Source organism: Caballeronia sp. DA-9 (assembly GCF_051615025.1).
GTDB classification, from domain to species: Bacteria; Pseudomonadota; Gammaproteobacteria; order Burkholderiales; family Burkholderiaceae; genus Caballeronia; species Caballeronia sordidicola.
Window position 1 is genome coordinate 259,111 of the sequence record NZ_CP195133.1, and the last position, 22,049, is coordinate 281,159.

Genomic DNA, 22,049 nt, shown 5'->3' on the forward strand with positions numbered 1-22,049 from the left:
AGGCTCGAATAGCCCGACATTGTATCTGTAGAAAGGCGCAAACGCCTTCTGGCGGCACTTTGTAAAACGGTAAAGGACAAAAAACCCCGCCACTTTCGTGGCGGGGTTTTAGCGGTGTCGCGTGTGCGTGCTGCCTGGCCGGGACTGCTTTTAATGAAGAATCACCGGCTGATTCATCAGGATGTCGAACTGGCCGAGAAATTCATCGACGTCTTCGAGCGATTGTTCTTCCTGCATCAACTTCTGGACGTGCTCGCGAAATCGTGCGGCGAGCGCGCCATCAATGAAGATTTCGCGCTGCATGGTCTTGTCCACGATCTCGTAACCACCCGCCTTCATTGCCAGATGATTGTCCTGCGGTGGGAACTCAACTACGCAATAGTTGGGGCTGTTGTAAATCATCTGCATGGCGACACTCCTTATTCCTGTTTGCCCGTAAGGCGTTCTACGTCTTACATTGAGCGTTTGGGTTGGAATTCAAGGGGTGGCCTCGACGTTGGTTCCGAAAGCCCATCGAGGACCTTTGTTAGACATTCTCCCGCAAAAATGTTTCCAGAAGTGCCACGAAACGCAGTATTTCTTCTACGGGGACAGATGTGCGGCGTCAAGTATTTCGTATTTGGCACCGGGTGTTGAACCCGCTTTCGCTTTCGACTGCATAGAGAGAAATCAATATCCCGTTCACCAACAACTGCGAACTCAAGCGGCTCGTTCACTCCAATTGCCCACGCGAATCGAAATACAGCAGGGCCCGGGCCACTTTCATGAAAATTCTGCCGACGGTGCAGCAACCATTTCGTTGCTGCGTCCGACCGCCTCAAGATGCGCCTTCCGTAACGCTCCGTCAGCGCGCTTCTTCACACATTTACCGTCTTAACGGATATTTTCGCCACAATCTTTAACATGCCTGAATGCGTCGAAGCGCAATAAACATGCTGCCATTCATGGCTTGTCGGAATCGTCCGCGCCCGGTGTTGCATCAGGCGTTGCATCTGGCATGCCTGCACCCGGCGTGGACGAAGGTGGTTGCAGCTTCCCGCGCCAAAGCAGCTCCATTTGCATGCCGTTCGGCTCGGTTTGCACAATGCGAACCGGCAGCCAGCCAATAGACGGCGCAAGCCAGATGTCCAGGCGTCGACGGTCGCCATCGCGTCGTGGCAAACGCGTGAAATGGCGCGCCTGCACGTTGCCGTCGCGGGCCTGGACGTTTTCGTCGCCGACTGTTTCTATCGGCCAGATCTCGTTGCTGTCGTTATCTGCAACGCTGAACTGCCGGACCACGCCGGGCTTGTAGGTATCGGGCGAACCGCGCACGAGGCTGGCAAGTTGCATCACGACGCTGAACCGGTCCTGCGCGCCATCGGCTAGCGGCTGACTGGTCGGCGTGCGCGTGTAGACGAGTTGCTTCGTGGCGCGGTCAAAGACCGTGACGTCCGCTGCGCGACGCCCGCGTTGCTCGGAATATTGCTCGGGCGCGACGCCGAATCCATCGATATGGCCCTTGCTCGAATACACGTAAGGACCGACGAACGGCAATGGAATCGATACAACCATCTCGTAATGTTGCGCGGAATTGATCCAGTGGATCGTGCCGGTCTGGTTCATGACACCGTTGATCAGCGTGTCGTAGCGCAGTTCCCCTGTAGGCGGGACGTCGAACTTGTCTCCGGAAGCGGGCGCAGCGGCCTTCGCGGCGACTGAGGCTGCCTGCGCGGCCGCTGCTTCGCTTGCCGCTTTTGCTGCAGCCTGGGCTGCCTGGGCCGCTTGTTCGGCTTGAGCTACCTGCGCCGCTTGAGCTGCTTGAGCCGCCTGTGCGGCTTCTGCAGTTTGCTGCGGTGTCGTTATGGCATGTGCCGGCGGCGCGGCAGGCTTCGGCGCGGGCTTCGGCGGCTGCACTGGAGACGTCGGTGCTTGCGCCACGGGTTTAGGCGTAAGCAGTTCTACCTGCACGGGAACATGCTCGGCGGGAGCAGGATTCGATACGTTGCGGCTCCTGTCCACCCAGCGCCCCGCAACCCAATGCAGAGCCAAAACCGCGAGCAGCACGGCGATCCACAAGGTCCACCGGAAGGATGGAGCCGTGGATGAATCATCGGACGGTGCGCCGGATACGGCGCGATGGCGGCGAAGCAAGGAGAACGGCATCAATTAAGTCGAAAGCGTTCGGGCGAAAAGGTTCGACTAGAAACGGCGTGCATGCGATCAAAGGGCCACAAGATGGACCATCCAGTAAAGGGCACTATTGCTAACGCTACAGCAACCGCTACAACCACGCACGAATCTCATGTGACTCGCCATGTGACTCGCGCGCACGCTTCGACGTTCCGCACGCGCATCAAAAATCGCGCGCTGACATCTTACCGCTCGCCCGCTTTGTACCCGAGTTCGTAGGAAAGCTGGCTGGCGCACGCGCGTAATGCGGTATCGACTTCGCCGCCCCAGCGGGTATCGAATGATCCTTCGTGACCCAGCGCGATCAGTCCGAGCGCAAGGTCGCCGGTCGAATCGAAGACCGGCATGCAAAACGCATGGATGCCGGGCAGCAGCATGCCCTCGACGCGCGATGCGCCGTGCGCGCGGATATCGGCGAGAACAGGCTCGATATCCGCCATGGTCTGCCGCTTGGCCGCGAGTTCGCGGCCAAGCATGTCCTGCGTCTTGCTGCGCGGCAGGCACGCGGCAAACAGCAAACCTGTCGCCGATGACAACAGCGGCATGACATCGCCGAGTTTCAACGATGCCTTCGCCGGATGGCTCGATTCCATCCAGTGCACGACCGTGGGTCCCTGATTGCCCCACACGGCAATCCCTACCGTCTGGTCGAGCTGATCGCGCAAACCGGTCAGCGCGATGCGCGCGAGCTTCACGCCATCCACGCGGGCGAGTCGCGCGAGACCCATCTGCAACGCGAAGCCGCCGAGTTCATAGCGCCCCGAAACGGGATCCTGCGACACCACGCCGAGCCTGAGGAAACTCACCAGATATCGATGCGCCTTCGCCGGGCTCATGCCGGCGCACCGCGCAAGGTCGCGCAGCATCATGGCGCGCGGCTCGTTGGTCAGCACGTCGAGCAGGCGAAATCCCACCTCGATGGACTGGATGCCGGACCGCAACTTCTCCTCGGCGGAATCGGATGAATCCTCGGCTTCAGGCGGTTCGGACGCAGAGAGTGCCAACGGCGAGGACAATGCTGGACGGCTGGGAGAGGACATGAAGAAATCGATACCGGCGCGAACCGGCAGTTAAAAACTAGGTTGGACGCGATTCACCATCGTAAAATAGATTTCCTCCATCGTCACTAAACGTCGAAACGCCCTATGAAACTTGCCACGCTGAAGGACGGTACGCGCGACGGCCAACTGGTCGTTGTATCGCGGGATTTGCGCACGGCCGCCATCGCCGATGCAATCGTGCCCACGCTGCAACGCGCGCTGGACGACTGGAATTTCTACGCGCCGCAATTGCTCGATTTGTCGGATGCGCTGAACCAGGGCCGCGCGCGTCACGCGTTCACCTTCGACGTCAAGGCCTGCATGGCGCCGCTTCCACGCGCGTTCCAGTGGGCCGATGGCTCGGCGTACGTGAACCACGTCGAACTGGTCCGGCGCGCCCGCAACGCCGAGATGCCGCCGGAATTCTGGACCGACCCGCTCATGTACCAAGGCGGCAGCGACGATCTGCTCGGTCCCACGGACGATATCGTGTGTGCATCGGAGGCATATGGGATCGACTTCGAAGCCGAAGTCGCCGCGATCACCACGGATGTTCCCATGGCCGCCGCGCCCGCCGAAGCGCTCAAGCATGTGCGCCTGCTGATGCTTGTCAACGACGTCTCGCTGCGCAATCTGATCCCCGCGGAACTGGGGAAGGGCTTCGGCTTCTTCCAGAGCAAACCCGCCACGGCGTTCTCGCCGGTCGCCGTCACGCCCGACGAACTCGGCGATGCATGGAACGAAGGCCGCGTGCACAGGCCCATGATCGTTCACTGGAACAGCAAGAAAGTCGGCCAGCCCGATTGCGGCACGGACATGGTCTTCGACTTCGGCCAGTTGATCGCGCATGCGGCCAAGACACGCAACGTCCGGGCGGGATCGATTGTGGGCTCGGGCACGATCTCGAACAAGGACGCGAAGCGCGGGTATGCGTGTATCGCGGAAAAGCGCTGCCTTGAAACCATAGAACATGGCGCGCCCGCGACCGAATTCATGAAGTTCGGCGACAGCGTCAGGATCGAAATGTTCGACGATGCCGGCAAGTCGATCTTTGGCGCCATCGATCAGTCAGTGGTCGCGCTGCACGAACATTCCGGCGCATAAAACGCCGCCCGGTAACGGGTTTCGCCCGATGCGCCCGCATGCCGCGCCACCCTACACTTAGCCGCATTGTCCATAACAAGGAGATTTCAATGCATTCAGGCGGCGAATGGGGCGCGGTTTTCAGGCGGTTTGCGGCGGCGGGTGCATTGATCACGTGTTCGGCGGCGGCCTGGGCGCAAACGCCGCCGGTGAAGATCGGGCTGGTGCTGTCGCTGACGGGACCGGCTGCGTCGCTCGGCATTCCGGCGCGCGATACCGTCGCGTTGCTGCCGAAGCAAATGGGCGGACGTCCGGTCGACTACATCGTTCTCGACGATGCCTCGGACACCACGCAAGCCGTCCAGACCACGAAGAAGCTGATCTCCGAAGATCATGTGGACGCGATCATCGGTTCATCGATTACGCCTAATTCGCTCGCCATGATCGATGTCGTCGCCGACGGCAAGACGCCCATGATCTCGCTCGCGTCGTCGTCGAAGATCATCGAGCCTGTCGACGCCAAGCGCCACTGGGTCTTCAAGACGCCGCAAACCGACGCAATGATGGCATCGGCAATCGCCGAACATGCCAGCAATCATGGCGTGAAAACCATGGCGTTCATCGGCCAGGCGGACGCGCTCGGCGAGACGTTCTATGCGGAGGTGTCCAAGTTCGCACAGCTTCACAAGATCGCGATGGTTGCCAACGAACGCTTCAACCGCACCGACACGAGCGTGACGGGCCAGGTGCTGAAGATCATCGCGGCGAAGCCCGATGCCGTGGTCGTGGGCGCGGCGGGCACGCCGGCCGCGTTGCCGCCGAAGACGCTGCGCGAACGCGGTTTCAAGGGCGCGATCTATCATAATCACGGCACGGGGAATCGCGATTTCCTGCGCGTGTGCGGCGCGGATTGCAACGGCACGTTCTTGCCGACAAGTCCGGTTCTGGTTGCATCGCAATTGCCCGACGATCATCCGGCCAAGCGTCTTGCCCTCGATTACATCAAGCTATATGAAACGAAGTACGGCGCGGGCACGGTCTCGGCGTTCGGTTCGTACGCGTGGGACGCGGGCATGCTGCTGAACCGCGCGGTCCCCGTTGCGATGAAAGCGGGCGCGCCCGGCACGCCCGAGTTTCGCACTGCATTGCGCGACGCATTGGAAAACACGAAGAATTTTTCGGACTCGAACGGGCAGGTCAACATGACGCCGAACGATCATATCGGGCTGGATCAGCGGGCTCGCGTGATCGCGGAAATCGAGAACGGCAAGTGGATTTATCAACCGCGCTAAGTTTTCATCCATACAAAAAACCATGAGCGACCTTTCCCTTTACGCCCGTTACACGTCGCTGGAACTGCGCCGGCACGATCACGGCGTGCTCGAAATCATCATGAACGGCGCGGGCGCGAACAAGAGCGGGCTCGCGACAGCGGATGCCGCGACGCATCGCGAACTCGCCGATATCTGGCGTGATATAGATCGTGATCCGGACACGCGCGTGGCGTTGATTCGCGGCGAAGGCAAGGGCTTTTCGGGCGGCGGCGATCTGCATCTGGTCGAGCAGATGGCCGCTGATTTCGATGTCCGCGCGCGCGTCTGGCGCGAGGCCCGCGATCTTGTCTACAACGTGATCAATTGCAGCAAGCCGATCGTTTCAGCCATGCATGGCCCGGCAGTCGGCGCAGGACTCGTCGCGGGGTTGCTCGCGGATATTTCAGTTGCGGCGAAAACTGCGCGCATTATCGATGGCCATACGCGGCTTGGCGTCGCCGCCGGCGATCACGCTGCGATTGTCTGGCCGTTGCTGTGCGGCATGGCGAAGGCGAAGTATTACCTGCTGTTATGCGAACCGGTGAGCGGCGAGGAGGCGGAGCGGATCGGGCTGGTATCGCTGGCGGTGGACGAGAGCGAGTTGTTGCCCAAGGCGTTCGAAGTCGCGAATCGCCTGGCGCAAGGGTCTCAAACGGCGATCCGATGGACCAAGTACGCGTTGAACAACTGGCTGCGATCGGCAGGCCCCGCCTTCGATACATCCCTCGCGCTCGAATTCATGGGCTTTGCCGGGCCCGATGTGCAGGAAGGCATCAAGTCGCTGCGCGAGAAGCGCGCGCCGGATTTTCCGGGCGCCTCGCCGTTTTAGACCGGGCGTTATCCGAATATTTCCCGCAGCACCAAGGAGCAAGTCTCATGACCGATACACCCGGCGGTACGCCGCCCTTTGGAAGCTTCCCCGGCATGTCCGGTTTTCCTCAAGGCGACATGATGGAAAAGATGTGGGACATGATGAAGATGAACCCGTTTGCCTCGGCAGTTGCGCCGGGCGGGTCGCCGTCGCTTTCCATGATGTCGGACATGCTCGCGCCGCTTACGAACGTCGAGGAACTCGATAAACGCATCACGGATATGCGCGCGGTCGAGCAATGGCTCAAGCTCAATCTGAACATGCTGCAATCGGCGATTCAGGCGCTGGAAGTGCAGCGCGCAACGCTCGCCACGCTGCGTGCGTTCGGCGCGTTTGCGCAGACATCGGTTGAGAATGCGAAAAGTTCTGCCGGGGCGTCGGCGTCGTCGTCGGCGGCTTGGCCTGCTTCGTCCGCAAATGAAGCGCGGCCTGCGGCGGATCAGGAAGCGCCGAGCGAAGCAGGCGCGAACGACGCGTCCTTCGATCCCGCTGGCTGGTGGAACCTGCTTCAGTCGCAGTTCAACAATCTCGCTACGCTTGCGATGGCGCAGCAACCGGTGGCATCGGATTCAACGAGTGAGGACAACGAACCGCCAAAAGCCGCCGCGCCCAAAACGCCGAGGAAAACTGCTGCGAAGAAAGCGGCTCCAGCCAAAACGGCGGCGAAGAAATAGCCGCTGTGAAGCGGCGTTGAGCAAGGACTCGGCGTGGCCTTACTGCGCCGCCCCATTCGCCAGCAACTGATTGCGCAACCCCGGCGCCGACGTGCGCGGATCAAACCAGATGGAGAAAAACGCGCGTGCGAAGTCATCGCCGGGAATCGTGCCGATGATTTTATCGTCCGCATAAAAGGTCGTGCCGCGCTCGGGCACGAAAACGCCAACCACGTGATCGCCAGGCTGGACGTCCGGGAAGATCTTTTCCATTTCCTGCTGCCACGCGGCCGTCTGGGATTTGCTGGCGAGTTTCAGGTCGTCCATTTCCTCGCGCCCGCGCTTGGCAATGGACGCACCCTTGAAAGCCCGCGCATATTCAATGTCGAGCGCAAACGGCCGCGCCGTCAACTCCTTGCTCGACAAACCCGTTGGCCCAACGTAAAGCCTTGCATCGTAGATATGAAAACCGTACATGCGCAGTTCGCCTTCGCCCTGAACGCGCGCTTGCGGAATGGTCTGGCGCACGAGCGGCGCGGCATCGAAGGCGAATGCGTGAAGCGGCAAGACCAGCAGCGCGAGCGCAATGGCGCGGCCAGCCTGGTGTATCAGACGTATCAGATGTGTTCCAGCGTGAACTGGATGACGTCGGTGTTCGAGTGCGCGAACGCGGCCTCGCAATAACATAGATAAAAGTCCCACAGGCGGATAAAACGTTCGTCGAAGCGTTGCGCGCGGATTTCGTCGAGGCGCGCCACAAACGCATTACGCCACAGCTTGAGCGTGCGTGCATAATCGCGGCCAAACGAAAGCTGATTGACTACTTTCAGCCCGTGGCGTTCGGCTGCTTGCACGAAGGCCGCCGGCGACGGCAGCATGCCGCCGGGAAAAATATACTGCTGGATGAAGTCGGTGCTCGTGCGGTATCGGTCGAACAACGTGTTGTCGATAGTGATCGTCTGCACGCATGCCCGCCCGCCGCGCTTGAGATTGCGCTTGATGCATTCGAAGTAGCCCGGCCAGTATTCCTCGCCCACGGCTTCAAACATCTCGATGGACGCAATCGCGTCGAACTGGCCGTGAACGTCGCGGTAATCCTGCAGGCGCAGGTCGGCGCGATCAGCGAGGCCGGCGTCCGTCATGCGTTGTTGCGCAAAGGCGAGTTGTTCGGTGGAAAGCGTAAGGCCTGTCACGCGCGCCTTTGCTTCGCTCGCCGCGAGTTCGGCGAAACCGCCCCAGCCGCAGCCGATTTCCAGCACGTTCAGATCGACGCCATCGAGTTGCAATTCGTTCAGGAGCCGCCGGTATTTTGCGCGTTGTGCATCGGCGAGTGTCTGTTCGGGCGAGCCGTCGAAGAGGGCGCTCGAATAGGTCATCGTGCTGTCGAGCCAGAGCTTATAAAACGCGTTGCCGAGATCGTAGTGAGCGCGTATGTTGCGCCGGCTGCCTTCCTTCGAATTCGCGTTGCGCAGATGGCGCAGGCGATTCGTGAGCTTTCCGAACCATGAGCCGTAGATCACGGTTTCTATGACCGTGCGGTTGCGCACCATGATGTCGAGCAGCGCGGCCAGGTCGTCCGTGTGCCAGTCGCCGGCCAGATACGTTTCGGCAAAACCGATATCGCCGCTTTTCAACGCCGCGGCGCACACGTTCCAGTTCGCGAGCACGACGCGTGCGTGCGGCGCGTTCGCGGCAGCGGGTTCATCGGCGGGCTGGCCGTAGCGGCGCGTGGTGCCGTCGGGAAGATGGACATCGAGGACGCCGTACTGCAACTGCCCGAGCAACCTGAGCACCACGCGTGCGGCGGCGGGTTTATAGAGCGCGCGGCGCGTGCGCAGAAGCGGCCGGATAAACCACGACACTGCGGGACTTCGAAGCGATGTAGGAGAGGAGGGCTGTGTCGACATTTGCAAGTCACCTGGTCGGCAGTTCGGCCCGCTCGTGCGAAACGTTCGCTGACGGCGGAGTGGGTTTGCTCAGGAAAGGCACGCGTTTGAGGAACAGCTTCAGCGCCTGCCAGTGAATTTTCGCGACGACGCCAAACGTCATCAGCGGATAACCGAAGAACACGCGCAGCACGTTGCCTGTATCGAGCGGCCGCGCTGTTCCCGCAATGCTCGTGAGCAGCAATGGACCGTCGCCGTCGTCATAGTCGATGCGCGCAAGCGAGCGCATCGACTTGCCGTGTTTGGGTGGCACGAACATGAAGCGAAACGTGTAGCGTCCCTCGACCTTGCAGAACGGCGAGACGTGGAAAACCTTGCGCGCGGTGAGCGGCGCGCCGTTCAGGATGCTGCCGCCCGGATCGAGCAAGTAATAATGGCGTTCGCCGAACGTGTTGTTCACTTCGCAAACGACGGCGCGCAGCGAGCCATTCGCGCGTTCGCAAAACCAGAAGCTCACCGGATTGAATACGTAGCCGAGCACACGCGGGAATGTGTGCAGGTAGATCTCGCCGTCGGCGTCGTGGATGCCGTTTTCATGCAGCATCGATTCGATCCATTGCAGCGCCGTCTGGCCCGCTACGCCGTGATCGATGTCATGAAAGCTCAGCAATCCAAAGCGGTTGTGAGCGAATACGCGCGAGTCGTTCAATGTGCCTTGCGCGAGCCGTTCAGCGCGGGCGCGAAGCGGCAGGCGCACGGTGTATACGCCGTATGCAAACGCGTTGCGTGCCGGGCGCAGACGCTTGTGGCGCACGGAGCCAACCAGCAGCACGTCGGGCGAATCGAACGATGGCGCGTTCATGCGCGTGCTCATGTGTTTGCTCATGTCCTTCATGCCGCAAGCGCCGGTTCGTCGCGATTCAGCGCGATCGCCGTCAGCTTCGCGGCTGCATCGAGCCCGGACTTCAGGCCGTCTTCGTGGAAGCCGTAACCCGTCCACGCGCCCGCGAACCATGTGTTGCGCGCGCCTTGCATTGAAGGCAGCGCGCGTTGAGCCTCGATGGCGGCTTGATCGAAGACGGGATGGCTATACGCAAATTCGCGCAACACGGTCTCGGCACGCGGCTCGCGAACCGGATTGAGCGACACGATCACCGGCGTGCTGAACGGCAGCGGCTGCAGCTTGTTGATGAGGTAATGCACGCACAACTGCGGTTCTGCGCCAAGTTCGCCGGTACGGCTTTCATAGTTCCATGCCGACCAGGCGCGCGCGGACGGCAGCAGCGACGCATCCGTATGCAGCACCGCGCGATTCGGCGCATAGCCAATCGCGCCGAGGGCGGTGGTTTCGTCAGGGGAAGGATCGGCCAGCAGCGCGAGCGCCTGATCGCTGTGGCACGCAAGCACGACATGATCGAAGCGTTCGATACCCCGCGCGCTTTCAATTTCGACGCCCAACGCTCCCCGTCTCACCGATCTCACCGGAAGCTCGACCCTTGCATCGCCGATGGCGGGCAGCATGCGCCGGACATATTCGCGCGCGCCGCCGTTGACCGTGTGCCATTGCGGCCGGTTGTCGACTTGCAGCAGCCCGTGGTTATGGCAAAAGCGGATCAGCGTCCCAACAGGAAACGCCATCATCTGCGAGGTCGAACATGACCAGATCGCGCCGATCATAGGCAGCAGATACCAGTCGCGAAACGCCACGGAATACTTCTCGCGCGCGAGAAAGCGGCTCACTGGCTCGGCGAGTTCGGCGTCCTTGCCCGAAAGCGCCATCGCGGTTGCCGTGCGGTTAAAGCGCAGGACATCGGCGACCATGCGCAGGAACGCCGGACGCAGCAGGTTTCGGCGCTGCGTGAACACTGTGTTCAGGTCGCTGCCAGCCCATTCGAGCCGTTTGTTGGTCACGGCCACGGAGAACGACATGTCGGTCGCGGTCGTTGGTACATCGAGTTCCTGGAAGAGCTTCACCAGATTCGGATAGGTGCGGTGGTTGAACACGAGAAAGCCCGTGTCCACGCCGTGAGTCACGCCGTCCAGCGTTACGTCGACCGTGTTCGTATGGCCGCCGAAATAAGTGTTGGCCTCGAACACCGTGACATCGATACCCGCCTGGGACCTCGCCAGCCGGTACGCGCACGCCAATCCCGAAATCCCCGCTCCAATTACCGCAACTTTCATGACGGTGCTCCGTGTGCCTTTTGTCTTTGTCTTATGCGTCTGCGCGTTTTGTTGTGCCGTGAAAACGTCCAGCGTCGCTCCTCGGCGGTCAATGTGATTTACGCAACCGCCGCCGCGCTGGATGCAGGGCGGCGGAATTAAATGTCCATGTTTTGACCGAATTTGTCCGGTACAAATTGTTGAATTCGTCTATGATCAATCATGTTGATAATCGCTACGAATGTCTATGAATATTGAATTCTAGGGCGATTTCAGTTTTTTTATTTAAACCATTAGGTCGCATTTTGTCCATGACAAATACACCGGAAAACAATCCGTCCCTCAAAAACGGCGCGAGCGATGGCAACGGGTTTGGCGATGCTCCGGCTGAAGAGCGGAGCGACGTGGGAATCGGCATTGGTATTGGCGCGATCTCCCATGAGATCGGGTTGACCAAGGACACCTTGCGCGTGTGGGAACGGCGTTATGGCTTTCCGCAACCCTTGCGCTCGACGGGCGGCGAGCGGCTCTATCCGCAGGAACAGGTGACCAAGCTGAGGCTCGTCAAGCGCCTGCTGGATGCGGGTCATCGGCCGAGCAAGGTGTTGCCGCAATCCATCGCGCTGTTGCAGCAACTTGCCGAAGATTCGGGCATTGGACAGGATGCGCCGGACGTCGAACTGGACCGGCTGGTGGAACTGCTGCGCGTGGGCCGCTACGACGACTTTCGCTTCGAGCTGCTCAAGCGCGCCACGCGGGAAGGACTCGAGCATTTCGTGCTGGACGTGGCGGCGCCGCTGTCGGCGCGTATTGGGAATGCCTGGGCGGCCGGCACGCTGCAGGTCTATCACGAGCATCTTTTCAGTGAGGCAATGCAGGTCACGCTGCGCTCGCTGATGCGCCCGCTGTCCGAAGCGTTGCGCGGCCGGGGTGCGCATCCGCGTGTGTTGCTCACGACCATGCTGGGCGAAGCCCACGGTCTCGGCATCCTGATGGCCGAAGCCCTGTTCACGCTCGCCGGATGCGAATGCATTGCGCTCGGCACGCAAACGCCGGCGCAAGACATTCTCGACGCGATTCCCGCGCACAAGGTCGATATCCTCGCGTTGTCCTTCTCGGCCTCCATGCCGTTGCAGGCAGTGGTCAACGGACTCACCGACTTGAGACAGGCCTTGCCAGCCACGGTCGCTATCTGGGTCGGCGGGAGCAGCCCTGCGCTGCGACGCAAGTTTCCCGACGGCATCCTGATGGTGAAGGGACTTGCGCCGATTGAAGACGCGGTCGCCGAGTGGCGTCATAGCGCCATGCTATGATCGGCGCGGCTGTTTGCCGTGTTCTCCGCTTGTGTATCAGGACTGCATGCAATCCGCGGGTTCATGCCCGCGCACAAGAGGGAACGGTACGCGTCTTGCGGCTGTCATAACTGAAAGGCATGCTCACGCGGCAACTGCACCGCGCGCCGTGGGACAGCTTTTAAGAATGTTCTAAATAGTTTTAATCGAGCTTCATACAGCTCACGCTTCGTACTTACCTCAGGCACAGGGTTCGCTCCTCACCCACGGTAGACATTGCTGACCGCTCCATGCAGCGGAATGGCAACGGGCAAATGGTCGCAAGAAAGACGCGACAGGCGCTTCTTTACCGGTTTTGCATCTGGGCGCCTGATTCCCGCGTAAAATTGAAAGCTTCGCTGCTGGCAGCGCGAATGATCGCGCGAGCCGGCTACAGTTACAACACACAGAATGTCGCACTATGTTGCAAACCAGGGGTGGACTATGAACACGATGCTTTATCCAGAACTGTACAAATCGCTCGAATCGGTTCGTTGGGACATGGAGAAAGACATTCCCTGGGACAAGTTCGATTCGGCGCTCCTGACCGACGAACAGGCCAAGACCATCAAGATGAACGCGATCACCGAATGGTCCGCGTTGCCGGCCACGGAAATGTTCCTGCGCGACAACCACAACGACAGCGACTTCTCCGCGTTCATCAGCGTGTGGTTCTTCGAAGAGCAAAAGCATTCGCTCGTCCTCATGGAATATCTGCGCCGCTTCAAGCCGGAGATGGTGCCGACCGAAGAGGAACTCGACGCGGTGCGCTTCGAATTCGATCCGGCGCCGCCGCTCGAAACCTTGATGCTGCATTTCTGCGGCGAGATCCGCCTGAACCACTGGTACAGGCGCGCGGCGGAATGGCACACCGAGCCGGTCATCAAGCACATCTATGAAACCATTTCGCGCGACGAAGCGCGGCATGGCGGCGCGTATCTGCGCTACATGAAGAAAGCGATGGCGCAGACCGGCGACATTGCGCGTGCTGCGTTTGCGAAGATCGGCGTGCTGATGGCGTCGGCGCGACGCACGGAAAAGCCGCTGCATCCGACCAATCTTCACGTGAATCAGGCGCTGTTCCCGCGCGATACCATCCAGTCACGTCTGCCTGATCCGGAGTGGCTCGAACACTGGCTCGACGAGCAGATTCGCTTTGACGACAGCTGGGAAAAGAAGGTCGTCGAACGGATCCTGCATAACCTGTCCATCCTGTTCGAGCGTTCGTTCCTGACGGCTCAGGAGTTGAACAGGTATCGCAAGGAAGTGGTGTTGCGACTGGCTGCCGCGAAGGGCGCGTCGGAACAACCGGCCTGATCCTCGGCCTGGGTCTGTGCAACTCTTCGTGACCTAACATCAACAGCCCGCCGGTCCACGATCCGCGGGCTGTTTTGTTTTCAAAGCGTCGCCGCGTGCGTGGCACACTACGCACCTTCCAGAATCCTCATTGTTCCCGCCATGGCCGCTTTTTTCGAACGCAAGATCATGACGCGCACGGCGCTTGCCGCGCTGCGCCCGCAACTGACCGCGCCGGTGGTCTTCACGAACGGCGTCTTCGATATCCTGCATCGTGGGCATGTAACCTATCTTGCCGACGCAAAAGCGCTGGGCGCAACGCTAATCGTGGGCGTGAACAGCGACGCATCGGTGCGTCTGCTCGGCAAGGGCGACGACCGTCCGGTCAATCGCGAAGACGACCGGATGGCGCTCCTGGCCGCGCTGGAAAGCGTCGACTGGGTGGTGAAATTCGAGGAGTTCACGCCGCTTGAACTGATCGGCGAGTTACATCCGGACGTGCTCGTGAAAGGCGGCGATTACGACATGGACAGACTCGCCGAGTCCGCCTTGGTGCGCAGTTGGGGCGGCAAGGCGCTTGCCATTCCATTCGAGCACGACCGGTCGACAACCGCGCTGCTCAAGAAGGTGCGCGCGCACGGTTGAGTGCGGCGAGTTTTATTGCGTGAGCGGAGCGGCTTGAACCGCGGCGGCGGGCGCAGGACCACCTACTACGGCCTGATCCGCCGCTTCTTCGGGACCGATCGGACGCACGCGCACGAGTTCAGGATGAATCTGCCGGTCGAGATGCTGCGGTTCGCGTCCGCCGGCGGCCGGCAACGGTCCGAACACGCCTTGCACGACCACGAACATCAGCAGGTTTGCGAGGAACAACAGGGCGATTAGCCAGCGCAGCATGGAAAGCGCTCCATCAGTCAGGGTTCAATCAAGTTTCAATCAGGTGAACGGGTTTCAACCGTAAGCGAAAGGCTCTCGCGCGCGATCAACGCGAGTCCGGCAAGCACCAGCGAGTCGTGACGAGTATGCGGCACCTTTAACGCGCCCGCCACCTCGCTCGCCGCGCCGCCACCCAAGATCAGGCGGAATTCGCCGCGCCATTGCGCGCGCAGATCATGCCACGCGCGTTCGATCAATCCAGCCTGCGCCAGCAAGCATCCAGTCGATAAAGCCGCGCGCGTGTCAGTGGCAAAAATGCTTGCGGAAGATGCGAGCGCGTCGCGGGCGGTATCGGGGAGAAGGGTGGGCAATTGGGCCGTGTGGCTGCCAAGCGATTGCATCATCAATTGCCACCCGGGTGCGATCAGACCGCCGGTAAAGGTGCCATCGGCGAGCAGCGCTTCGAGTGTCGTTGCCGTGCCGAACGTGGCGATCAGCAGGTTTTCGCCCGGATACGCGGCGTGCGCGCCGATCATGCCGCACCATCGGTCGCTGCCAAGCGACGCGGGTTCCGAATAGCTGTTCGTTACGCCCGATTGTTGCGGCCGGGCGTGCACGAACGTGGATGGCAAGCCGGGCCAGCGTTCATGGATCAAACCAGCAATACGTTCACCCACGCCCGATCCCGCCACGTTCGATACCCAGGCGCTCGCCGGCGTCACATTGTCCGGCCAGGCTGGCAGGCTTTGACTGTCGTGTTCGAACGCGCCGTCGTGGCGTGTTTCGCCGGCGGACGTGGTAATCGACCATTTGATCCGGCTATTGCCGGCATCGATGAGCAAAAACGGCGCTTCGTTCACGGCCGCTGCTCCGCGAGCCGGAGCGAGACGTCGCCGGTGGTGGCGGTTCGCAGGCCGGTGGCGGTGTCTATTTGCAACTGACCGTTGTCGTCGATACCAACCGCCAGCCCGCGCGCCACTTCCACGCCCTGTTCCAGCAGCACGACCTCGCGTCCCGCATACGCGTGCGCCGCGAGCCATTGCTGGCGGAACGGGCGGAAGCCGTCGGCGGCGAAACGCGCGAGCGTGGCGTCCAGCGCGTTCAGGACGGCGGCGAGCGTATCGGTGAGATTTGCGTCGGCCCAGGCGCGCGACAACGACGCCGGCGTGTTTCCCGGCGTGGGAAGCGCGTTGCGACGCTGCGCTTCGTCGAGTTCCGCCGCCAGTTCAGCCGCGCCGTGCAGGTTGATGCCAATGCCGATCACCACGGCGCTTGCCCGTGGCGTGTTCCACGCGGTTTCGATCAGGATGCCGGCAAGCTTGCCGTCGTCGAGCAAGATGTCGTTCGGCCATTTCAGGGCGAGTCTCGCCGATGCCGACAGCGGCAACGTGTTCAGCGCCTCGAGGACGGCGGTGCCGACCGCGAGGCTCAGTCCGCCAAGCCCTTCCAGCGGGCGCGACAACACGCAGCCGAGCGAGAACGTGAGCGCATTGCCCGGCTGCGCAATCCACGCGCGCCCGCGCCGCCCGCGCCCGGCCGTCTGCAGATAGGCGACGCGCACGAACGGGGTGCCATCGGCGGCTTTCAGCGTGGAGCGCGCCAAGAACGTGTCGGGCGCCGACGCCGACGTTTTGTTACGCGGCTGCTCCTTGAACTGCGCCATCAGGTCCGCGTTCGTGGAGCCCGTTTCATCGACGATCTCGATGGGCCAGTCGCGCACCGGCCGCGCGGCCAGCGACATGAGCCGCTCGCGGTCGATACGCCAGGCGGCGTCGAGAGGAAAAGACGAATTGGATGAGTTCATACGTGCATTGTAGCGGCGTGGCGAGCGCGGACCGCACGTCGCAAACCGCCTCGACGGTTGTTGCACGGGGCGCAGCGCGCAAATCCTGGCCGAATGGCTAACGCGCTCACCTTTCGCGAGATTCCAGATCAGCTTCGCTACAATGAGTGCTCCCTGAAACCCTACCCCGAGCGTTTTAGAGCCTTGAACTTCGATACTCCGCCGGGCCTCAAGGTCGAGGCCGGCCTGCAGGGCAAGGTGGTCCGGCTTTCCGGCCAGTGGACGGCGCTCGCATTGGCGCGCGATCACGCGAGTGCGCGGCGCGGCGTGGTGGAGCGGCTGCGCGGCGTGGGTCAGGAAGCCATCAGGCAATGGGATTTGCTGGCTGTCGAACGGCTCGATCATGTGGGCGGACAGGCGTTGTGGCGCGTCTGGGGCAGGAAGCTGCCGGAACAGGTTTCCCTTTCAGCCACGCAACGAGAAATCTTCGAGCGCGTCGCATTGCTCGACGCGAATCGCGACGAGCCCGAAGTCGTGGACAGGACGGACCCCATCACGCGCTTCGGGCTGCTCCTGTTTTCGTTCTTCGAGCATCTGTACGGCGGCCTCGCCATGTTCGGCGGCTTTGTGCTGGACCTGATCAGTCTGGTGCGCCGGCCGAAGCGGATTCCGTGGACCGAGATTTCCGCGAATATATACAGCGCCGGTACGCAGGCGCTCGGCATTACGGCGCTGGTCGCGTTCCTGATCGGTATCGTGCTGAGTTATCTGTCCGCGCAACAATTGCGCATGTTCGGCGCGAACCAGTACATCGTGAATATCCTGGGGTTGTCGGTAATACGCGAACTGGGGCCGGTGCTTTCCGCCATTCTGGTCGCCGGCCGTTCAGGATCCGCGATCACTGCGCAGATCGGCGTGATGCGGGTCACCGAAGAACTCGACGCCATGCAGGTCATGGGCATTCCGCACGGCCTGCGCATTGTGCTGCCGCGCGTGCTGGCGCTGGGTATTGCCATGCCGTTGCTCGTGATGTGGACCAATATTGTGTCGCTGCTTGGCGGCGCGCTGGCGGCGAAGCTGGTGTTGGGTATCGACTTGTCTTTTTTTGCGCGCTCGCTGCCGTCGGTCGTGCCGGTCGCGAATTTGTGGATCGGGCTTGGCAAGGGCGTGGTGTTCGGCATGCTGATTGCGCTCGCGGCGTGTCATTTCGGCTTTCGCATCAAGGCGAATTCGCAAAGCCTTGGGGAAGGCACCACGACTTCGGTGGTGTCCTCCATCACTATTGTGATTCTGGCGGATGCGGTGTTTGCGATCCTTTTCCAGAGGGTGGGAATCTGATGTCGGCAACGCTCGCTTCGGCCGTTCGCGACAAGCCGACTCCGGTGACGGCGGAGCCGGTCATCGAAGTGGTGGATGTGACCAAGCGCTACGGCAGCACGGTGATTCACGAGCATCTGAACCTCGAAGTGCGGCGCGGCGAGATCCTGGCGCTGCTGGGCGGATCGGGTTCCGGCAAGACCACGCTCGTGCGGCAGATGCTCGGGCTCGAGTCGCCCACGTCCGGCACGATCCGCGTGCTTGGCGAGGAATGGGCGAAGATGGATCCGGAAACCGCGCGGATGCTGCGCACGCGCTCCGGCATGATGTTCCAGCAAGGCGCGCTGTTTTCGTCGCTGTCGGTCTACGACAACATTGCGCAGCCGTTTCGCGAACTCGGCAAGATTCCGGAAGACCTGATCCGCGAGTTCGTCATGCTCAAGCTCGAAATGGTGGGGCTGTCGTGCAAGAACATGAGCAAGATGCCGTCGGCGTTATCGGGCGGCATGGTGAAGCGCGTTGGCATTGCGCGGGCTATCGCGCTCGAACCCGAACTGCTGTTTCTCGATGAACCCACGGCCGGGCTCGACCCCAAGGCATCGGATGAATTTGTCGACCTGATTGCGACGCTGCACCGCGCGCTGGGTTTGACCGTGGTTCTCGTCACGCATGACCTGGACACCATGGTCGCGCTTTCCAGCCGCGTTGCGGTGCTTGCCGACCGGCGCGTGCTGGTGGCGGCGCCCGTGGAAGAGGCGGTCGCGGTGGATCACCCGTTTATCCGCGAATATTTTCTTGGGCGGCGCGGCAGGCGCGCGTTACAGGCGTTGCCGCCCGAACGCCGCTCAAGATTGCCGGCGGTCGCGCTTGAAGACGCGCCCTGCGGCCCCGCGCTCTAGGCGTTCTCATGAGCGGCATGCGTTGGCGCTCGGGCGGTAAGCAGTAAATAAAGGAACCTGCTGATGGAAAACAAATCCCATGCGTTCTTGGCCGGACTGTTCACTATCGGACTGATGGTCGCTATCGGCGTCGCGGTGTTCTTCTTCAACGTCGACCGCACGGTGCGCGTGCCGTATGACCTGGTGGCGCGGACCAATGTGACGGGGCTGTATTCGGACGCCGACGTGCGCTATCGCGGTCTCGGGGTGGGCAAGGTGCAGTCCATCAAGTTCGACCAGGGCCATCCGGGTCAGATTCGTATCCGCATCATGGTCGATAAAACCGCGCCGATCACGCAATCCACGTTCGCCACGCTCGGTTTCCAGGGCGTGACGGGCATAGCGTTCGTGCAACTCGACGATACCGGCAAGAATCCGGCGCCGCTGCCTTCGTCGGCACAACAGGTGGCGTCGCTGCCGTTGCGCCCAGGGCTGTTCGACCAGTTGCAGCAACGTGGCGACGTGCTGATCAAGAAGTTCGAGCGCATTGCCGACGACGCCGACAGATTCCTGTCCGACGACATGCGCGATCAGGTCATGCAGACGACCAAAAGCCTGCAGGGCGCGGCTGACGGCATTGCAATGTTGAGCAAGCAAGTGGGGCCCGTGGCGCAGCAGTTACCGCGCACGCTGCATCAACTGGACCGCACGCTTGCCTCCACGACTACGCTTGCAAATAACCTGAGCCGCGCCGACGGGCCGTTTGTCACCAACATGAACAAGGCGGGTGAGGCGGCGGAACGCGCCGGACGCGTGCTGAACGAAGTGAACGAGTCGTTACAGGAGATGTCGGCGCGAGTCGGCTATGAAACCTTGCCGCGCGTGAATTCGCTGGCCGACGACGTGGGCAGCGCGGCGCGTTCCGTCGATCACGCCGCGGACACATTCAACCGGAATCCGCGCAGCGTGCTGTTTGGCGCGCCGCAGCCGGCGCCGGGTCCGGGCGAGCCGGGTTTCCAATGGCCGGCGGCGGCGTCGAAATGAGCCCGCTGTTCAATGCGCGGTCAGGGCCTCGGGCCTTGGCTGCGCGGCTTGTTGAGCCCGGTTTTCAAAAAATTCAATCAGGAAATTGAGATGCCACACACGATCTTGCGGGCGCTGCGCTCGCTGCCGCGCGCCCGTGCCGGTCTCATTGCTTTTTCCCTGGCCGCGATGCTGGCCGGTTGCGCATCGGGCCCCCCGGCGGCGGTATCGAATATTCGATACGACCTTGGCGACCCCGCGCCGCTCGCCGGCACCATGACCATGCCGCCGGTGAAGGTGCTGGCGGTGAGCGCATCGAAGAATCTGGATACCGACGCGTTTGTCTATCGCCTGAAATACGCCGATGCACAGCGCATCGGCCGTTATGCCGACAGCCACTGGACCAGTTCGCCCGCCGACCTGCTGACGCAGCGCCTGCGTGCCGCGCTGGCATCGCGCGGTCCCGTGCTGACCGGCTCCGACCCCGTGCGCGCGCCCATGTTGCAGGTCGATCTGACAAACTTCGAGCAAGTGTTCGATGCCCCCGAAAAGAGCCACGGCGAGATATCGGCGCGCGTGACGTTGTCGCAGCATGGGCAGGTGGTCGGTCAGCGCACGTTCGTGGCGCGCGCGCCTTCCTATTCGCCCGATGCCGAAGGCGGCGCGCGGGCGCTCGCGGCGGCGTCCGACGATCTGATCGCGCAAATGGCCGCGTGGCTCGGCGTGCAGCCGCTGGTTGCATCGCAGTGATTGGTGCGTCAGTCAACGCAGCGGCGCACGCATCCAGGCGGCCTGCATGATCCTCAAGCACTGGCAACGCCGGCCTTCGGCGTTGTCGCGGCAGGCGCTTGCCGTCTATACGCTGCTGATTGTCTACGGCTCGCTGTATCCGTTTTCGGGCTGGCGGTCGTTGGGCATCGGTCCGTTCGCGTATCTCACCGATCCGCTGCCGCAATATCTCACCGCGTTCGACGTCATCACCAACGTGCTCGGCTATATGCCGTTTGGTGCGCTGGCCGTGCTGGCGCTGTATCCGCGATACCGCAGCGTGCTGGCCGCGAGTCTTGCGTTTATCGGCGGGGCGATGCTATCCGGCGCCATGGAAGCCGTGCAGACGTATTTGCCCACGCGAGTGTCGTCGAATCTGGATCTGGCGGCGAACGCGCTGGGTGCGTTGCTGGGCGCCGCGCTCACCGCGCCGGCCACGAGCATGCTGCTCGATCGCGGCGCGCTGCGGCGCCTGCGCTTCATGTGGTTCGAACGTGAGGCGGCTTACGTGCTGGGTTTATCGGCGCTCTGGCCTTTTGCGACCATGTACCCCGCGCCGTTCCTGTTCGCCGTCGGCAATCTGCCGCGCCTGCTCTGGCAACAGCTCGACCCGGTCATGCAGGATGCGCTGCTGTCATGGGTTCCGGCCGCGTGGAACGTGACCGCGTGGCCGCTGCGTTTCGGCGGTCGGCTTCCCGACGATGCATGGGAAATGCTGATCACGTCGCTGAACCTGTTTGCCGCGCTCGTGCTCGCGACGTTGCCCATGCGCGTGCGCGCCCCACGCGTGCGTCTGCTGCTGGGCCTCGTGATCGCAACGCTATGCGCGAAAGCTGGCGCGACCTTTCTGCAATCGCGCTCGGGCCTCACCTTCGACTGGGCCACGGACGGCGCCCTATATGGCATCGCGGCTGGCACGGCGGCCGGGCTCCTTTCTTTGCAATGCTCGCGCGCGTGGCGGGCAACGCTCGCGGGCATTGCGTTGATCGTGGCGCTTGTTCTGGTCAACCTGCTGCCGGTGAATCCCTACTTCGATATCGTCGTCGCCGACTGGCGCCAGGGGCGTTATCTGCATTTCAACGGTCTCGCGCACTGGCTTGCGTGGGTATGGCCGTATGCCGCGCTGGGCTGGCTGGCATCGACGGCCGAGCGCGCATTTCTTGCCCGGCGGCGCGGCGGGAGCCTGAAAAGTTGACTGCGGCGGTGCTCGTTATAATCGAAAAAGGTCACAAAAAATCCCCACATCTTCTCCGGCCAAGCTAATGGATCCCTTCTACAAATATCACGTGTTCTTCTGCCTCAATCAGCGCGCGCCTGATGCTCCACGTCCGAGCTGTGCGAATTGCGGCGCGCAGGCCATGCAGGAATACGCGAAGAAACGCGTGAAGCAGCTTGGCCTCGCGGGTGACGGCAAGGTGCGCATCAACAAGGCGGGATGTCTCGAACGATGCGAACTCGGACCCGTGATCGTCGTGTATCCGGAAGGGACCTGGTACACGTACGTGGATGAAGCGGATATCGATGAAATCGTGGATTCGCATCTGGTGAACGGCAAGGTCGTGGAGCGTTTGCTCATCGACCAGCCAGCGGCCTGAG

The 22,049-nt window shown here is 61.9% G+C and carries 23 protein-coding genes; 13 read left to right on the forward strand and 10 right to left on the reverse strand.

The window, feature by feature from the left end; translation table 11 throughout:
- Positions 1-150 precede the first annotated feature (150 nt).
- The 3 genes from ACRWA7_RS17375 to ACRWA7_RS17385 all read right to left on the reverse strand — a co-directional run bounded on the left by ACRWA7_RS17375 (position 151) and on the right by ACRWA7_RS17385 (position 3,212).
- A complete protein-coding gene (locus ACRWA7_RS17375; RefSeq protein WP_056358215.1) occupies positions 151-408 on the reverse strand; it encodes a BTH_I0359 family protein in 258 nt (85 codons plus the stop codon).
- A gap of 534 nt (positions 409-942) precedes the next feature.
- Positions 943-2,145: a DUF3108 domain-containing protein gene (locus ACRWA7_RS17380; RefSeq protein ID WP_438395158.1), complete on the reverse strand. Its 1,203-nt coding sequence runs from the start codon at positions 2,143-2,145 to the stop codon at positions 943-945.
- Positions 2,146-2,357: 212 nt separating this feature from the next.
- Positions 2,358-3,212, reverse strand: coding sequence for an IclR family transcriptional regulator (locus tag ACRWA7_RS17385; protein WP_438395160.1), 855 nt, complete (start codon positions 3,210-3,212; stop codon positions 2,358-2,360).
- A gap of 105 nt (positions 3,213-3,317) precedes the next feature.
- Between ACRWA7_RS17385 and ACRWA7_RS17390 the strand changes: the two genes are divergently transcribed.
- The 4 genes from ACRWA7_RS17390 to ACRWA7_RS17405 all read left to right on the forward strand — a co-directional run bounded on the left by ACRWA7_RS17390 (position 3,318) and on the right by ACRWA7_RS17405 (position 7,153).
- Positions 3,318-4,316 (forward strand): fumarylacetoacetate hydrolase family protein, encoded by a 999-nt coding sequence (locus tag ACRWA7_RS17390; protein WP_438395162.1) that lies wholly within the window; start codon positions 3,318-3,320, stop codon positions 4,314-4,316.
- 89 nt (positions 4,317-4,405) lie between these two features.
- Complete coding sequence (locus ACRWA7_RS17395) at positions 4,406-5,587, forward strand: ABC transporter substrate-binding protein (protein WP_438395163.1); 1,182 nt, start codon at positions 4,406-4,408, stop codon at positions 5,585-5,587.
- 22 nt (positions 5,588-5,609) lie between these two features.
- Positions 5,610-6,437, forward strand: a complete 828-nt coding sequence (locus ACRWA7_RS17400; protein ID WP_438395164.1) for an enoyl-CoA hydratase/isomerase family protein — start codon at positions 5,610-5,612, stop codon at positions 6,435-6,437.
- 47 nt (positions 6,438-6,484) lie between these two features.
- The gene (locus tag ACRWA7_RS17405) at positions 6,485-7,153 is read left to right on the forward strand and encodes a PhaM family polyhydroxyalkanoate granule multifunctional regulatory protein (protein ID WP_438395165.1); all 669 of its coding nucleotides are present in this window, start codon (positions 6,485-6,487) and stop codon (positions 7,151-7,153) included.
- A 39-nt stretch (positions 7,154-7,192) separates the two neighbouring features.
- On the opposite strand, the gene ACRWA7_RS17410 is transcribed toward ACRWA7_RS17405, so the two are convergent.
- The 4 genes from ACRWA7_RS17410 to ACRWA7_RS17425 are packed head-to-tail and all read right to left on the reverse strand — an operon-like array spanning position 7,193 to position 11,202.
- Entirely contained in the window at positions 7,193-7,699 is a 507-nt protein-coding gene (locus ACRWA7_RS17410) for a chalcone isomerase family protein (protein WP_438395167.1), read from the reverse strand.
- A 50-nt stretch (positions 7,700-7,749) separates the two neighbouring features.
- Positions 7,750-9,039: a class I SAM-dependent methyltransferase gene (locus ACRWA7_RS17415; RefSeq protein ID WP_438395168.1), complete on the reverse strand. Its 1,290-nt coding sequence runs from the start codon at positions 9,037-9,039 to the stop codon at positions 7,750-7,752.
- A gap of 7 nt (positions 9,040-9,046) precedes the next feature.
- A complete protein-coding gene (locus ACRWA7_RS17420; protein WP_438395170.1) occupies positions 9,047-9,892 on the reverse strand; it encodes a DUF1365 domain-containing protein in 846 nt (281 codons plus the stop codon).
- 17 nt (positions 9,893-9,909) lie between these two features.
- Positions 9,910-11,202, reverse strand: a complete 1,293-nt coding sequence (locus tag ACRWA7_RS17425) for an NAD(P)/FAD-dependent oxidoreductase (RefSeq protein WP_438395171.1) — start codon at positions 11,200-11,202, stop codon at positions 9,910-9,912.
- A 290-nt stretch (positions 11,203-11,492) separates the two neighbouring features.
- On the opposite strand from ACRWA7_RS17425, the gene ACRWA7_RS17430 reads away from it, so the two are divergent.
- The 3 genes from ACRWA7_RS17430 to rfaE2 all read left to right on the forward strand — a co-directional run bounded on the left by ACRWA7_RS17430 (position 11,493) and on the right by rfaE2 (position 14,453).
- Positions 11,493-12,494, forward strand: coding sequence for a MerR family transcriptional regulator (locus tag ACRWA7_RS17430; protein ID WP_438395173.1), 1,002 nt, complete (start codon positions 11,493-11,495; stop codon positions 12,492-12,494).
- Between the two features lie 462 nt (positions 12,495-12,956).
- Positions 12,957-13,829 carry a ferritin gene (locus ACRWA7_RS17435; protein WP_060817365.1) on the forward strand — a complete coding sequence of 291 codons (873 nt, stop codon included), beginning with the start codon at positions 12,957-12,959 and terminating at the stop codon, positions 13,827-13,829.
- A gap of 141 nt (positions 13,830-13,970) precedes the next feature.
- Positions 13,971-14,453: a D-glycero-beta-D-manno-heptose 1-phosphate adenylyltransferase gene (gene rfaE2, locus ACRWA7_RS17440; protein WP_438395175.1), complete on the forward strand. Its 483-nt coding sequence runs from the start codon at positions 13,971-13,973 to the stop codon at positions 14,451-14,453.
- Positions 14,454-14,465: 12 nt separating this feature from the next.
- On the opposite strand, the gene ACRWA7_RS17445 is transcribed toward rfaE2, so the two are convergent.
- Genes ACRWA7_RS17445 through ACRWA7_RS17455 form a run of 3 tightly spaced genes read right to left on the reverse strand, consistent with a single transcriptional unit; the run spans position 14,466 to position 16,488 of the window.
- Positions 14,466-14,705, reverse strand: a complete 240-nt coding sequence (locus tag ACRWA7_RS17445; RefSeq protein ID WP_060817363.1) for a hypothetical protein — start codon at positions 14,703-14,705, stop codon at positions 14,466-14,468.
- Between the two features lie 35 nt (positions 14,706-14,740).
- Positions 14,741-15,544 carry a type III pantothenate kinase gene (locus ACRWA7_RS17450; protein ID WP_438395177.1) on the reverse strand — a complete coding sequence of 268 codons (804 nt, stop codon included), beginning with the start codon at positions 15,542-15,544 and terminating at the stop codon, positions 14,741-14,743.
- Positions 15,541-16,488 (reverse strand): biotin--[acetyl-CoA-carboxylase] ligase, encoded by a 948-nt coding sequence (locus ACRWA7_RS17455; RefSeq protein WP_438395178.1) that lies wholly within the window; start codon positions 16,486-16,488, stop codon positions 15,541-15,543. The genes ACRWA7_RS17450 and ACRWA7_RS17455 overlap by 4 nt, the downstream gene beginning before the upstream one ends.
- A gap of 183 nt (positions 16,489-16,671) precedes the next feature.
- On the opposite strand from ACRWA7_RS17455, the gene ACRWA7_RS17460 reads away from it, so the two are divergent.
- From ACRWA7_RS17460 to ACRWA7_RS17485, 6 genes are all read left to right on the forward strand, one after another.
- Entirely contained in the window at positions 16,672-17,805 is a 1,134-nt protein-coding gene (locus tag ACRWA7_RS17460) for an MlaE family ABC transporter permease (RefSeq protein ID WP_060817360.1), read from the forward strand.
- Complete coding sequence (locus ACRWA7_RS17465) at positions 17,805-18,683, forward strand: ABC transporter ATP-binding protein (RefSeq protein WP_060817359.1); 879 nt, start codon at positions 17,805-17,807, stop codon at positions 18,681-18,683. The genes ACRWA7_RS17460 and ACRWA7_RS17465 overlap by 1 nt, the downstream gene beginning before the upstream one ends.
- A 63-nt stretch (positions 18,684-18,746) precedes the next feature.
- Complete coding sequence (locus ACRWA7_RS17470) at positions 18,747-19,706, forward strand: MlaD family protein (RefSeq protein WP_060817358.1); 960 nt, start codon at positions 18,747-18,749, stop codon at positions 19,704-19,706.
- A 90-nt stretch (positions 19,707-19,796) separates the two neighbouring features.
- Positions 19,797-20,435, forward strand: a complete 639-nt coding sequence (locus tag ACRWA7_RS17475; RefSeq protein ID WP_438395180.1) for an ABC-type transport auxiliary lipoprotein family protein — start codon at positions 19,797-19,799, stop codon at positions 20,433-20,435.
- Between the two features lie 46 nt (positions 20,436-20,481).
- On the forward strand, positions 20,482-21,648 hold the full coding sequence (locus tag ACRWA7_RS17480; RefSeq protein WP_438395182.1) for a VanZ family protein: 1,167 nt from the start codon (positions 20,482-20,484) through the stop codon (positions 21,646-21,648).
- Between the two features lie 67 nt (positions 21,649-21,715).
- Entirely contained in the window at positions 21,716-22,048 is a 333-nt protein-coding gene (locus ACRWA7_RS17485) for a (2Fe-2S) ferredoxin domain-containing protein (protein ID WP_060817356.1), read from the forward strand.
- The last annotated feature ends 1 nt before the right edge of the window (position 22,049 follow it).